At 63.8% G+C, this 14,115-nt stretch carries 14 protein-coding genes; 4 read left to right on the forward strand and 10 right to left on the reverse strand.

Annotated features, from left to right (window positions below):
- Window positions 1-224 precede the first annotated feature (224 nt).
- The 3 genes from BM190_RS40595 to BM190_RS21295 form a co-directional block, all read right to left on the reverse strand.
- A complete protein-coding gene (locus BM190_RS40595; RefSeq protein WP_177237197.1) occupies window positions 225-650 on the reverse strand; it encodes a hypothetical protein in 426 nt (141 codons plus the stop codon).
- A gap of 142 nt (window positions 651-792) precedes the next feature.
- On the reverse strand, window positions 793-1,011 hold the full coding sequence (locus tag BM190_RS21290; RefSeq protein ID WP_092258552.1) for a hypothetical protein: 219 nt from the start codon (window positions 1,009-1,011) through the stop codon (window positions 793-795).
- A gap of 226 nt (window positions 1,012-1,237) precedes the next feature.
- Window positions 1,238-2,746, reverse strand: a complete 1,509-nt coding sequence (locus tag BM190_RS21295; RefSeq protein WP_092258555.1) for a caspase family protein — start codon at window positions 2,744-2,746, stop codon at window positions 1,238-1,240.
- 207 nt (window positions 2,747-2,953) lie between these two features.
- Between BM190_RS21295 and BM190_RS21300 the strand changes: the two genes are divergently transcribed.
- From BM190_RS21300 to fabA, 4 genes are all read left to right on the forward strand, one after another.
- Complete coding sequence (locus tag BM190_RS21300; RefSeq protein WP_092258558.1) at window positions 2,954-3,916, forward strand: helix-turn-helix domain-containing protein; 963 nt, start codon at window positions 2,954-2,956, stop codon at window positions 3,914-3,916.
- A 299-nt stretch (window positions 3,917-4,215) separates the two neighbouring features.
- Window positions 4,216-5,733, forward strand: coding sequence for a DEAD/DEAH box helicase (locus BM190_RS21305; protein WP_092258561.1), 1,518 nt, complete (start codon window positions 4,216-4,218; stop codon window positions 5,731-5,733).
- A 165-nt stretch (window positions 5,734-5,898) separates the two neighbouring features.
- Window positions 5,899-6,966, forward strand: coding sequence for a GGDEF domain-containing protein (locus BM190_RS21310; protein WP_092258564.1), 1,068 nt, complete (start codon window positions 5,899-5,901; stop codon window positions 6,964-6,966).
- Between the two features lie 198 nt (window positions 6,967-7,164).
- On the forward strand, window positions 7,165-7,695 hold the full coding sequence (gene fabA / locus BM190_RS21315) for a bifunctional 3-hydroxydecanoyl-ACP dehydratase/trans-2-decenoyl-ACP isomerase (protein WP_092258567.1): 531 nt from the start codon (window positions 7,165-7,167) through the stop codon (window positions 7,693-7,695).
- Window positions 7,696-7,752: 57 nt separating this feature from the next.
- On the opposite strand, the gene BM190_RS21320 is transcribed toward fabA, so the two are convergent.
- The 7 genes from BM190_RS21320 to sufB form a co-directional block, all read right to left on the reverse strand.
- Entirely contained in the window at window positions 7,753-8,193 is a 441-nt protein-coding gene (locus BM190_RS21320) for a TfoX/Sxy family protein (protein ID WP_092258570.1), read from the reverse strand.
- Window positions 8,194-8,404: 211 nt separating this feature from the next.
- On the reverse strand, window positions 8,405-8,803 hold the full coding sequence (locus BM190_RS21325) for a HesB/IscA family protein (RefSeq protein ID WP_018323036.1): 399 nt from the start codon (window positions 8,801-8,803) through the stop codon (window positions 8,405-8,407).
- Between the two features lie 49 nt (window positions 8,804-8,852).
- The gene (locus tag BM190_RS21330; protein WP_018323035.1) at window positions 8,853-9,224 is read right to left on the reverse strand and encodes an SUF system Fe-S cluster assembly protein; all 372 of its coding nucleotides are present in this window, start codon (window positions 9,222-9,224) and stop codon (window positions 8,853-8,855) included.
- The gene (locus BM190_RS21335; RefSeq protein WP_092258573.1) at window positions 9,221-10,468 is read right to left on the reverse strand and encodes a cysteine desulfurase; all 1,248 of its coding nucleotides are present in this window, start codon (window positions 10,466-10,468) and stop codon (window positions 9,221-9,223) included. The genes BM190_RS21330 and BM190_RS21335 overlap by 4 nt, the downstream gene beginning before the upstream one ends.
- A complete protein-coding gene (gene sufD / locus BM190_RS21340) occupies window positions 10,465-11,769 on the reverse strand; it encodes a Fe-S cluster assembly protein SufD (protein WP_092258576.1) in 1,305 nt (434 codons plus the stop codon). Before sufD ends, BM190_RS21335 begins: the two co-directional genes overlap by 4 nt.
- Before the next feature lie 11 nt (window positions 11,770-11,780).
- Complete coding sequence (gene sufC / locus BM190_RS21345; RefSeq protein WP_020508824.1) at window positions 11,781-12,533, reverse strand: Fe-S cluster assembly ATPase SufC; 753 nt, start codon at window positions 12,531-12,533, stop codon at window positions 11,781-11,783.
- Between the two features lie 61 nt (window positions 12,534-12,594).
- Window positions 12,595-14,091, reverse strand: coding sequence for a Fe-S cluster assembly protein SufB (sufB, locus tag BM190_RS21350; protein ID WP_092258579.1), 1,497 nt, complete (start codon window positions 14,089-14,091; stop codon window positions 12,595-12,597).
- Window positions 14,092-14,115: the final 24 nt, after the last annotated feature.

Genomic DNA, 14,115 nt, shown 5'->3' on the forward strand with positions numbered 1-14,115 from the left:
GTGGCATGGTTGCTTACAGGTTGGCAGCCTGGCTGGCCATCAACATCGCGCTCGTCTACCTGCGCACGCGCCGAAGCCGCGATGCGGAAGAGAGCGAGCCGCGAGCATAGCGTTGCCTGCGGCGAAAACCGCCTGCGTCGGCCGTTCGCGTCGGGTCTGCCGGGCGCCCCGGGCCAACTACAAAGGCCCGCACTGTGCGGGCCCTTTCATGGACGGAAGCCAAACTATTTCTGATCCTCATTGCTGGTCCCGGTGCCGGGACTGCCGATCGGCAACCCGTTCGGTGCATGACCGACACCTGCGTTCCGTCCAGCTTGCGCGGCCGCTGGCGATGTGCCGTTTGCAGTCGGGGACTGAACGTTCGGATTGTTCAGGCCGGTGTTGGTGTTGACGTTGGCCCCGGTGGTGGTGCCATGAACCCCCATTCCCGAAGGAGCCGACGGCCCCGAATTGGCGCTGCTGGATGAGGTGCCCATTCCGGCACCTGAGCTGGCTGCAGATCCCGCGCCGCCGGTCCCTGTACCGGCCGCGGCACTGCCACCGCCAGCAGCACCACCGCCGCCTCCGCCAGCACCGCCGCCACCCTGAGCAAAAGCGGTCGTCGAAAGCGCAGCGCATGCGAAAGCTACGAGGATGGACTTGCGGATCATGAATCGTCTCCCTGGTTTGGTGGACAATCCATGTGACCAAGGAGTTGTTCCGTCGCCTGGGTGAACACGGGTCCGCCGTCCTTGGGGAACGCCCACAATCCCGCCGTGTATTGGTCCCCTTTGGGGGCCTAGACGTACCAAGTCACCGCCCAATCTCCTTGAGCAAGGCACGGCGTTTGTCGTGAAGTTCGCGGAGATATTGCTTATTCGAACGCTGCGTCTCCTGCCACTCGATGCGATCTTCGGCGGTCCAAAGGAAGGACTCGCGTTCGAAGCGAGCTATCTCGGCCTCATCGAATTCCTTATAAAGCTTGATATCACGCTCCACCTCTTCCAGTTGTTCCTGGATCGTTTTTGGCATCAGCCGTTCCCCCGGCCTAGCCTCCAGCCTGATCCAGTCTTCGGCTCAAATTACGGGGTTAGCAACAGAGGTTTGCTCGGTTCGGTGAGCTCACGCATTGATAAAGGCTATTGCGTAAGATTTTCTGTATTGTTGCCGGATCCGAGCCTCGCTGCGAGAAATCCGCTCCCTCGGGTCACCACCCTGCTTTGACGGCTGCGCTCTGGCCAGCGAACGCCGTCAATCACTACTGCCGGTTCGCGCTCCGAAAGCTCTTGATCTCCGAGACGCTGCCGTCGCGATAGGTCAGCTCCACCGAGACGGACTGCGTGGCGGGGGCAAGCTTCATGTAGAGCGGCATGCCGGCGGTGATCGCATTGGGGTCGCGCATGTCGCAAGCAGGCATCTTCAGCACCTGGTTGGGCACGGCAGTGTCGATGCCGATGCGCACCTCGCGGATGGCGCAGCGATAGGACACCAGGTGCGTGTAGTAGACCAGCAGCCCGTTGAACTCGCGGAACGACAGCCAGCTCGTCGACGTCATGTCGAGGATCTTGCGCTGGTCGCGGATCAGCGCGGCCTCGGGATCGAACCGGATCGGGAACGGCCCCTGCATGTCGCCGGATTGATCGACATAGCGGACCTCGATGGTGCCGGCCGCAGCGTCCGGCGGCAATTCGATCGACGGGTTAGGCATCCGCTTGCGCGTGCGCGGATCAAGCGTGTCGATGAAGCCGGTCTCGCGGAAATCGCCCTTGCCGGCCATGCGCCAGGAAATGCCGAGCGTCGGGTCGGCGAACGAGAACACCACGCTCCAGCCGCCATTGTGCCGCGAGAAGCTCGCGATCGGCGCGTTGAGGGTCTCCTCCTTCGGCAGTTGCGGCACTGACACCGGCGGCAGCGCCGCGAGCTTCTGCGGCGGCGGATCAGCTGGCCGCGCGACGGCGTCCTTCGCCATGCCGCTGAGGAAGACGTCGTCGACCATCTGGTCGAAATAGACCGGCACCTGCCTGTGCTTGACGGTATCGGCCATCTCGCTGACGGCACGGCGGGTGCGCTGCGCCACCTGCACGAGGTTCTCGCCGGGCTGCAGCAGCTCCTTGGCGAAGGTGCGCGTGAACACCGAATTGGGATTGGCGTCGTCGTTGGAGAGGCGGTCGAGCGCGGTCTGGCGGGGACCGGCCGAAAACACCGAGAATACGCCTTCAGGCAGCTGCACCATCGGAGCAAGCCCGCCGCCACCGGCCACCGCGCGGGTACCCTTGCGCTCGAACGGGTTGTTGCGGCAGGCATCGAACACCAGGATCGAGGTCCGCGCCTTCTTGTTCTGGAGGCGCTCGACGATTCGGTCGGCCAGGATCGAGGCGTCACGCACCAGCTCTTCCTGCCCTTCGGTCGCTGCCGGCACGTCCGTCGGCAGCAGGTAGTTCTGGCCCGCGATCTCGAAGCCGTGGCCGGCGTAGAAGAAGAACGCGGTATCACCCGGCTCGATCGCCTTGTCGAAGGCGAGCAGGGTCTCGGAGAATTGCTGCCGGCTCTGGTTCTCTGCGACCATCACCGAGAAGCCGAGCTGCTTCAGCGTATCGCCCATGGTGCGGGCGTCGTTGACCGCCTTGAGCAGCTTCGGCACGTTCCTGTAGTCGTTATTACCAATGACGAGCGCGACACGCTTCTCGGCATAGGCGGGAGCTACGAAGCCGCTCAGGCTCGCCGCCAGGCCAAGGGCCGCCAGAATTCTGAAAAGCCGACGCGTCATCGCAAAATTCCCGTTGCAGAACGGCGCCACGCCGCTTCCCTCGAACAGCAGTTCATTGGACCCCCTGCCGCTGTGTGATAGTCGGCCCAGACGTAACGAGGGTTCAAGGGCCCGGGCCCCGGTTCCACGATCTGCCTATGGCAGATTGCGCTGGAATCTGCTTTTTCTTTGGCATCAGGCAAACGCACTCGAAGCGAGGGGGCTGCCGTGTATCGCTGGTGTACCGACGAAGTCGAGCCGCAGGATCGCTTCGATTATTGGCGCGAGGTGCGCTCCAAGGGATTGTTCGGCGTCACCGCCGAACTCGAGCGCGAACGGCGCGCGGACTTTTTCGGCGAATTCTCGCTGCGCCAGCTTGGCGGCGCCGGCCTCGTCGAGCTGAAGGCCTCGCAATATACGGTCGAGCGCAGCAGCTCCGACATCGCCTACGCACCCGGCGACAGCATCTGCGTCTACCAGCAGCTCGGCAGCGGCGGCTGGTTCGGCGGCATGCGCGGAAACGACTTCGCGATCGCCCCGGGCAGTTTCGCCACCAGCCATACCGACCTGCCCTACCGCACGGCGCCGCTGGGCGCCGGGGGCTTCCATTTGCGGATCCTGAAGATTCCGGTCAGCGGCATCCCGGCGCAGGACAAACGCATGCGCGAGCTTGCGCCCCGGACGTTCAGCGATCCCACCCTGGCGCCCCTGCTCGGGGCCTGCTTTGCCGAGCTCGGCGACGCCTCTACGGATCAGGGCGCCAGCGATGCGACCTCCCTCGTCCAGGCTCTGGCCCATCTGGCGCTGATCGAGCGCGGCATCGTCAGGCCCGGCAGCCGGCGCGGACAGGCCGCGCTGCGAACCGCCCGCCTCTCGCGGGCCCGACGCCTGATCGCGGGCCAACTGCAAAACCCGGATCTGGCGCCGACGATGGTGGCCGACGAGCTCGGCGTGTCGGTGCGCCACCTGCACATCCTGTTCGAGACCGCGGCGAAGAGCTTCTCGCAGACCGTGACGGACGAACGCCTGAAACAGAGCCGCCGCCTGATGCGCGAGGCACCGGAGCGGCTGATCGCCGACATCGCGACCTCTTGCGGCTTCGAGAGCCTGGCGACCTACTACCGGGTCTTCAATGCCGCCTATGGCATGGCCCCGGGTGACTTCCGGGCGCAGGGCTCGGATAGGGGTTAGCCGTCGTTTTGGCGGCTCCGGCCGGAGCGCGGGGCTGGGCGGAAAAACCCCAGTTGCACCCGCTATTTGGTAAAAACCTCAGGTTTTTTAGGACCTTCCCGCGCCCGCTCCATTGACTTTGGCCGATTCCCGCCTATGTTCCGGGGCGACGCGGCTCAGATCGAAGACCGATTCCTGAGCCTGGCGCTTTGTTCGCGTGAGTCAGCACCCCCAGCTTCTTTGAGAGCGCGCCGTTTCGGGGTGGAACGCGACAGCCTTATTACCCTCGATTCCGAACGGCGGTTTCGACCAGAGGCTCAATGTCCTTTTCAGATCTCGGACTGTCCGAAAAAGTCCTCGCCGCAGTGGCGGCCACCGGTTACACCACCCCCACCCCCATTCAGGAACAGGCGATCCCCCACGTCCTCGCACGCAAGGACGTGCTCGGCATCGCCCAGACCGGCACTGGCAAGACCGCGGCCTTCGTGCTGCCGATGCTCACCATCCTCGAAAAGGGCCGGGCCCGGGCGCGGATGCCGCGCACGCTGATCCTCGAGCCGACCCGCGAGCTCGCGGCCCAGGTCAAGGAAAACTTCGACCGCTACGGCGCCGGCCAGAAACTCAACGTCGCGCTACTGATCGGCGGCGTTTCCTTCGGTGACCAGGATGCCAAGCTGACGCGCGGCGTCGACGTGCTGATCGCCACCCCCGGCCGCCTGCTCGACCATACCGAGCGCGGCGGCTTGCTCCTCACCGGGGTCGAGCTGCTCGTCATCGACGAAGCCGATCGCATGCTGGACATGGGCTTCATCCCCGACATCGAACGCGTCTGCAAGCTCGTCCCGTTCACGCGACAGACCCTGTTCTTCACCGCGACCATGCCGCCGGAAATCCGGCGCATCACCGAAGCCTTCCTGCACAATCCGCAGAAGGTCGAAGTGTCCAAGCCTGCCACCACTGCTGTGACCGTCACGCAGTCGCAGGTGCCCGCGGGGCGCGAAGCGCATGAGAAGCGCGAGCTGCTTCGCCGCCTGCTGCGCGAGGCCAAGGACCTCAAGAACGCGATCATCTTCTGCAATCGCAAGCGCGAAGTCGCCATCGTTCACAAATCGCTCCAGAAGCATGGTTTCAGCGTCGGCGCACTGCACGGCGACATGGACCAGCCGGCCCGCATGGCGGCGCTCGAACAGTTCCGCAAAGGTGAGCTCCCCCTCCTCGTCGCCTCGGACGTCGCCGCTCGCGGCCTCGACATTCCCGAGGTCAGCCACGTCTTCAATTTCGACGTCCCCCACCATCCCGATGACTACGTCCATCGCGTCGGCCGCACCGGCCGCGCTGGTCGCACCGGCACCGCGATCTCGATCGTGACGCCGCTCGACCAGAAGTCGATGGTGGCCATCGAGAAGCTGATCGGCCAGAGCATTCCGCGCGCCGAAGGCGACTTTGAAATCCACGCCGAAGCCTCCGATGGGGCCGAGCGTCCGCGCGAGTCGCGTGGCCGCGAACGTTCACGTGGCGGACGCGGCAAGCCGCAGCGCGGCCGTGATCGGGAGCGCAGCCACGAGCCGCGCGAGGCCCGTGGCGAAACGCGACATGCTTCCGAAGCAAAGAGTTCTTCGGAGGCAAGACAGCCCGCTGAAGCAAGGCATCGTTCCGACGACAAGCGCAGGGCCGAGCCGCGTCACGACGCGCGACAGCAGTCCAATAATTCGCATGTGCCGTCGATCGGCCGTCCCGAGCCCCGCCGCCAGCGCGAGGCCGACAGCGAGCCGGGCGATCACTCGCATCTGCCCGCGTTTCTGCTGCGGCCGGTTCGCTCCTCCCCCGCCGGGGCCTGAGGCGCGAGGCGCCCCAGGTTTCGGTTGAGCAAAGCCGCCCCACAATTTTTTAGATGCATTCGTGAACGTATATTTACGGGGTGTTCACGATCGTCCGTTAGCCTACGAACATAATTTAAGCATTGCTGCGGTCGACGGCGCACCGACCGCTGTGGGGTATGTTCCGTGGTCAAGGTTCTCGACGAACACGAACGCACAATGGCGTTCGCCGAGGTAGCGCTCGGGCAGATCCGATCGCTGCGGCAGACGGCAATTCCCCGCAACTATGAGATTTGGTACGTCTACGCCACCGGCTACAACGCGCCTCTCAACAAGATCGTCAACGAGACGCTGGCGCGCAGCGGCAAGCTGACTGAAGCCGATCTCGAGCAGATCTACGAGACCTATCTCTCCCACATCAAGACCACCGACCGCATCGACAAGGTCGGCGCGCGCGTCATCGGCGAGATCGACGACGTGATGAAGGTCTTGAGCGATGCACTCGGCATGACCGGCTCCTACGATGCCAGCCTGTCGGGAGCCACCGAGAAACTGGCGTCGGCCAAGAACCGCGAGCAGATCAAGGCGATCGTCGAGACGCTGCTGCGTTCGACCAGCGAGATGCGCGAGACCAACAAGACGCTGGAAGACCGGCTGACGCTGTCGAAGAACGAGATCAGCAATCTCCAGCAGAGCCTGGAGGCGATCCGCGCCGAGAGCCTGACCGATCCGCTCACGGGCCTTGGCAACCGCAAATATTTCGACCGCATGATCGACATGGCGGTGCAGAGCGCCCTCGCCTCGGGCGAGCCGCTGTCACTGCTGCTGTTCGACATCGATCATTTCAAGTCGTTCAACGATTCCTACGGCCATCTCACCGGCGACCAGGTGCTGCGGCTCGTCGGCCTGTCGCTGAAGCAGACCATCAAGGGCCAGGACATCACCGCGCGCTATGGCGGCGAGGAATTCGCGGTCGTGCTGCCCAACACCGCTCTGCGTCAGGCCCTCACGGTGGCCGACCATATCCGCCGCGCTGTGATGGCGAAGGAATTGAAGAAGAAGTCCACCGGCGAGATCCTCGGCCGCGTCACCATCTCCGTCGGCGTCTCCATGCTCAAGCCGGGCGACGACACCGACGCGCTGATCGAGCGTGCGGATGCCTGCCTCTACGCCGCCAAGCGCAACGGCCGCAACCGCGTGATCTGTGAAGCCGATCCGGAATACGCGGTCGAAACCCACAGCCGGGTGGCGTAAATTTTCAAAGAGCTGCCGTAGGGTGGGCAAAGGCCCCTGAGCGCCGTCCCCACGATCTCGGCATGATTATTTCGAACCGTGGGCACGCTTCGCTTTGCCCACCCTACAGCATCGCCGCTTGACATTATTCCGTGGCGAACAAAATCTGACACGACAACATTGGCCGTCTGCACCCGAGCCCGCAAAGGACTTGTCGTCGTGCCCAATCCCCATGATTTTCACACGCCGCAATCGTCCTACACCAGGGATGAGCTGCTGAGATCGAGCGACGGCGGCTATTTCGGGCCCGGCAATGCGCAATTGCCCGCGCCGCCGATGCTGATGATGGACCGCATCACGGAAATCAGCCTGGACGGCGGCGAATTCGGCAAGGGCCATATCGTCGGCGAGCTGGATATCGTGCCGGACCACTGGTTCTTCGATGCCCATTATTGCGGTGACGCGATGATGCCACCGACGCTCGCACTGGACGCCATGTGGCAGATGGTAGGCTATTGGCTCGGCTGGTCAGGCTCACCGGGCAAGGGCCGCGCCATCGGCGTCGGCGAAGTCGAGTGCACGGGCGCCGTCACGCCGGAGACGCGATGCGTGCGTTACGAGGTCGCCATGAGGATGGTCAGGCGCGGCAAGCTGGTGCTCGGGATAGCCGACGGCCGCGTGCTCGCCGACGGCATCTGCATGTTTACGGCGAAGGACATGAGGGTCGGCCTGACCAAGGCCGCAGACTGAGCTCTCGTAGGGGTGGGCAAAGGCGCGCACAGCGCCGCGCCCACGATCTGCGCATGATTATTTCGAACGGTGGGCACGCTTCGCTTTGCCCACCCTACGGACCGTCTTCTTGACTGGCTTCTTCGCCAACCGCTTCTTGGCAACGGACTTCTTCGACGCAACCTTCTTCGGCCGCGTCTTCACCTTGGCGCGCTGGGCGGCGGCGAGTGCCGCCCTCGCCCATTGCGCGAGCTCGGCGGAATCGTCGAACAGGCGCGCCGGCAGCTCCCAATAGGAGTTGACCACCACGGTCTTGGCGCGGGTCGAATATTGAAATGGTTTTGAGCCTTCGGCTTCAAAGTCCGGGATCGTCACCTCGTCTGCGCGCAAGAACAGGCCGGCACGCAGTGACAGCGCGAAGTTGATGCCGTCGGCGGAGATGCCGTAGCCGGAGAACATTTTTCGGATGGTGACGGGGCCGAAATCGGCGAACAGGTCGATCAGGAATTCGCGGTCCATGGCCCAACTAACTCCCTAGTGTCGTCCCTGCGAACGCAGGGACCCCAGCGCGAGCGCTTCGCGCTCGTCGCGATAACCACAGGGAGGAGTTTAGCGAAGACTGTTAGTCGTGCCAGCTCCGGTACTGGCACCTTCCGCTCAAGATAGATCCACGCGGTATGGGTCCCCGCGTCCGCGGGGACGACAGCGGAGTGCTTAGCGTCAGCCGGGCCTACCCGTCGATCTTGGCCGGCCGCAGCTCGACCGACTCGCCGCAGCCGCAGGCGGAGATCTGGTTCGGATTGTTGAAGACGAACTGGGCCTGCATCTTGTCGGCCTTGTAGTCCATCTCGGTGCCGAGCAGGAACAGCACGGCCTTGGGATCGACCAGGATCTTGACGCCCTTGTCCTCGACGACCTCGTCGGTCGGGCGGACGTCGTGGGCGTATTCGACCGTGTATGACTGGCCGGCGCAGCCGCCGTTCTTCACGCCGACGCGCAAGCCGACGATCTCGGAATCGGCGCGCTGGGTCAGCTCGGTGATGCGCTGGGCAGCAGCGTCCGTCAGCCGCATCACCTGCGGGCGCGGCCGCCGCGGCTTCGGAGTGGATGCTGGTGTCGCCTGGGTCATCTTATCTATCTGGTCCGTTGCGGAGCAAATTCAATGCTGAGGTTACGCGTCACCACATGTTGAGCACGAGGCGCGCCTCGTCGCTCATGCGTTCCGGCGACCACGGCGGCTCCCAGACGACCTTGACGTCGACCACGCCGACGCCGGGGACGCTGGCAACCGCGTTCTCGACCATGGTCGGCAGCTCGCCGGCGGCCGGGCAGTTCGGCGTCGTCAGCGTCATCTGGACGTCGACGGAGCGGTCGTCCTTGATCTCGACCTTGTAGATCAGGCCGAGCTCGTAGATGTCGGCCGGGATTTCCGGGTCGAACACGGTCTTCAGCCCGGCGATGATCTCCGTGGTCAGCCGCTCGGTTTCCTCCGGCGGCAGCGCCGAATGGGTCTCCATCGGACTAGCTTTGATTTCGGCCGTGTCACTCATGCGAACAAATCCCGCGCCTTCAAAAGCGCCTGTGCCAGATGATCGACTTCTTCCCGCGTATTATACATGCCGAACGAGGCCCGGCAGGTGGCCGTTACGTTGAACCGCTCTAAAAGCGGCATCACGCAATGGGTGCCGGCGCGCACCGCGATGCCCTGGCGGTCGATCACGGTGGCGACGTCGTGGGCGTGCGCGCCCTTCAGCTCGAACGAGATCACCGGGCCCTTGCCCCGTGCCGTGCCGATCAGCCGCAGCGAATTGATCTCGCGGAGCCGATCCTGGGCATAGGTGGTGAGATCGTGCTCGTGCGCAGCGATGCGCTCCTTGCCGATCGAATTGACGTAGTCGATGGCCGCGCCAAGGCCGACGGCCTCGACAATCGCCGGCGTGCCCGCCTCGAATTTGTGCGGAGGATCGCCATAGGTGACGACATCGCGCGAGACCTCGCGGATCATCTCGCCGCCGCCGTTGAAGGGACGCATCGCGACGAGGTGATCGTACTTGGCCCAGAGGATACCGATTCCGGTCGGCCCATACACCTTGTGACCGGTGAAGACGTAGAAATCGCAGCCGATGTCCTGGACGTCGACGGGCAGATGCACCGCGCCCTGGCTGCCGTCGACCAGCACTGGAATGCCGCGCGCGTGGGCGATCTTCACGACTTCCTTGACGGGCACGATGGTGCCGAGCGCGTTCGACATCTGCGTGATCGCGACCAGCTTGGTCCTGGCCGTCAGCAGCTTCTCGAACTCGTCGATGAGGAAATTGCCCTCGTCGTCGACCGGCGCCCACTTGATCACAGCGCCCTGGCGTTCCCTCAGGAAGTGCCACGGCACGATGTTGGAATGGTGCTCCATGATCGAGAGGACGATCTCGTCGCCCTCTTTGATGTTCGGCCCGCCCCAGGACGAGGCAACCAGATTGATCGCCTCGGTCGCGTTGCGGGTGAAGATCACTTCTTCCGTACGGGGCGCGTTGATGAACTGCGCCACCTTGGTGCGGCCGCCCTCATAGGCTTCGGTCGCGGCATTGGCGAGGTAATGCAGGCCGCGATGCACGTTGGCGTATTCGCTCGTATAGGCCTGCGTCATGCGGTCGAGCACGGCGCTCGGCTTCTGCGCCGAAGCGGCGTTGTCGAGATAGACCAGCTTCTTGCCGTAGACCTGCATCGCGAGCGCCGGAAAATCCTGGCGCACGCGCGCGACGTCGTAGGCACCGTTCTTGACTGCCGGATGCGTGCTCATGACCGCCGCTCCAGCCAGCGCTCGGCAATGCCGATCACGTGCTCGCGCAAACCGTCATCGGCGATCTGCTCGATCGCCTCGCCGACGAAAGCCTGGATCAGCAGCGCCTGGGCCTGCTTCTCCGGCAGGCCGCGCGCCTTCAGGTAGAACAACAGGCTGTCGTCGAGCGCACCGGCGGTCGCGCCGTGGCCGCAGGAGACGTCGTCGGCGAAGATCTCGAGCTCGGGCTTGTTGTCGGCCTCGGCTTCATCCGAAAGCAGCAACGCGCGGGTCATCATCTTGCCGTCGGTCTTCTGCGCATCGGGACGGACGATGATGCGGCCCTGGAACACCGAATGGGCGCGATCGTCGATCACCGCACGGAAAACTTCGCGGCTGACGCAGTTCGGCACGGCATGGTCGACCACCAGCGTGGTGTCGCCATGCTCGGTCTTCTGCAACAGGTTGACGCCGTTGGCGGAGAGCTCGCTGCCCTCGCCCGCCAGCGTGATGAAGCCCTGGAGGCGGCTGACAGCAGCCCCGGTCGTCATGTTGAAGAAATTGAACTTCACATTGGCGCCGACGGTGACGAAGTGCGACGAGACGTTCAAGGCGTCGGGTGCATCGTCCATCAGGCGAATGTGTGCAACGTCGGCGTCATCGCCGACAGAAACGATCACGGCGTCATTGACCTGGTAGGCCGCAGCGCCTGCCGCAACGAAGCTCTCGACGATGGTGGCGCGCGCGCCCTTGCCGATCGTGACCTGCGAGCGGGTGAAGGCCGACGCCGATGTGGCGGTGGCGATGTGGATGATCTGGATCGGTGCGGACAGCTGTGCGCCATCGGCGATATCGAGCACGACGCCGTCGGTCGCCATCGCCGCGTTGAGCGAGATCACGGCATCGGTGGACGCGGTCTTCAACAGACCGGCATCCTTCTCCAACGTCTCCCGTAGCGTCTTGAAGCCGACCTCGGCGACAAATGCCTTCACGTCGGAAAGATCGGCTGCGAACACGCCGTCGACCAGCACCAGCTTGCGTGCGCCTGCGATCGCATGCGTCTTCACCGTGTCCGCGGCGAGCTTCAGCGCGGCCGCATCGGGCGCGGCTGCCAGCGGCAGCACCTCGCCGACCAGCGCGCGCAGGTCGGTGTATTTCCATTCCTCGATCCGGCGGTGCGGAAGGGCGAGACGCTCATAGGTCTCGAACGCCTCGCGGCGCACAGCGGTGACCGCGGACGAACCCGGCAGCCGGCCCTCGGCGCTGGTGAAGAGATCGCTCACCGCGCGGCCCTTTCCGGTCTTTGCCACAGCAACGTTCATCGCAAAATTCCTTACGCGGCATCCTCGAACTGGGCGTAGCCGGATGCTTCCAGCTCCAGCGCCAATTCCTTACCGCCGCTCTTCACGACACGGCCCTTCGACATCACGTGCACGACGTCGGGCACGATGTAGTTCAGCAGCCGCTGATAGTGGGTGATGACGACCATCGCACGCCCCGGCGAACGCAGCGCGTTGACGCCGTCGGCCGCGATGCGCAGCGCATCGATGTCGAGGCCGGAATCCATCTCGTCGAGGATGCACAGGCTCGGCTCGAACAGCGCCATCTGCAGCACCTCGTTGCGCTTCTTCTCACCGCCGGAGAAGCCGACATTGACGCCGCGCTTGAGCATGTCCTGCGGGATGTTCAACGACTTCGAGACCTCGCGGACCTTCTTCAGGAAGTCCGGCGTCGAATATTCATCCTCGCCGCGCGCCTTGCGCTGCGCATTCAGCGCGGTGCGCAGGAAGTTCATGGTGGCGACGCCGGGAATCTCGACCGGATACTGGAACGCCAGGAACACGCCCTTGGCGGCGCGCTCGTCCGGCGACATCTCGAGCAGATCCTCACCCTTGAACAGGATCTGGCCGTCGGTGACCTCGTAGCCGGGCTTGCCGGCGATGACGTGGGAGAGCGTCGATTTGCCGGAGCCGTTGGGCCCCATGATCGCATGGACCTCGCCTTCGTTCACGGTCAGCGTCAGCCCGTGGAGGATCTCACGCTCCTCGACACGAACCTTGAGGTCTTTCACTTCAAGCAAAGCCATTTTGGTGTCCAGTCTATTCAAATGATGCATGGAGCGCCTAAGCGCACCGCGAGGGTCGGTATTAACCGACCGACCCTTCAAGCGAGATCGAGATCAGCTTCTGCGCTTCCACCGCGAATTCCATCGGCAGTTGCTGCAGCACGTCCTTGACGAAGCCGTTGACGACGAGGCCGACCGCCTCCTCCTGCGAGAGACCGCGCTGGATGCAGTAGAACAGCACGTCCTCGGAGATCTTCGAGGTCGTCGCTTCGTGCTCGAACGTCGCCGAGGAGTTCTTGGCCTCGATGTACGGCACGGTGTGCGCGCCGCATTTATCGCCGATCAGCAGCGAGTCGCAGGCGGTGAAGTTGCGCGCGCCGGTCGCTTTCCGGTGCGCGGTGACGAGGCCGCGATAGGTGTTCTGCGACTTGCCGGCCGCGATGCCCTTGGAGATGATGCGGCTCGACGTGTTCTTGCCGAGATGAATCATCTTGGTTCCCGAATCGACCTGCTGGAAGCCGTTCGAGATCGCGATCGAGTAGAACTCACCGCTCGAATTGTCACCGCGGAGAATGCAGCTCGGATACTTCCAGGTGATCGCCGAACCCGTTTCTACCTGGGTCCAGGAGATCTTCGAACGGTTGCCGCGGCAGTCGCCACGCTTGGTGACGAAATTGTAGATGCCGCCCTTGCCTTCCGAATTGCCGGGGTACCAGTTCTGCACCGTCGAATATTTGATCTCGGCATCGTCATGCGCGACGAGCTCGACCACGGCGGCGTGCAGCTGGTTCTCGTCGCGCTGCGGCGCGGTGCAGCCCTCGAGATAGGAGACGTAGGCGCCCTTGTCGGCGATGATCAGCGTGCGCTCGAACTGGCCGGTATTGCGCTCGTTGATGCGGAAATAGGTCGACAGCTCCATCGGGCAGCGCACGCCCGGCGGCACGTAGACGAACGAGCCGTCGGAGAACACCGCCGAGTTCAGTGTCGCGTAGAAATTGTCCGAGGTCGGAACTACCGATCCCAGATATTTCTGCACCAATTCAGGATGCTCGCGGATCGCTTCCGAGATCGGCATAAAGATCACGCCGGCCTTCTTCAGCTCCGCCTTGAACGTGGTCGCAACCGAAACCGAATCGAAGACAGCATCGACCGCGATCTTGCGGCGCGCCGGATCTTCCTCACCGACCTTCGGCTCGACACCTTCGAGCATGGCAACTTCCCGCAAGGGAATGCCGAGCTTCTCGTAGGTCTTCAGGATCTCCGGATCGATCTCGTCCAGCGAGGTGACCGTCTTCTTCGGCTTCGGCGCCGCGTAGTAATAGAGGTCCTGGAAGTCGATCTTGGGATAATCGACGCGCGCCCAGGTCGGCTCGGTCATGGTCAGCCAGCGCCGATAGGCCTCGAGCCGCCACTGGAGCATCCAGTCGGGTTCGTCCTTCTTCTGCGAGATGAATTTTACGATCTCTTCCGAAAGCCCCTTGGGGGCCTTCTCGGAGTCGATCAGGGTCTCAAACCCATAACGATACTGGTCGACGTCGATGCGCTTCACGCGCTCGACCGTCTCTTGCACGGCTACCATTGCCCGCTCCAGTGGCACAACGAC

Origin of the sequence: Bradyrhizobium sp. Rc3b, assembly GCF_900114915.1 — a bacterium.
GTDB lineage: Bacteria > Pseudomonadota > Alphaproteobacteria > Rhizobiales > Xanthobacteraceae > Bradyrhizobium.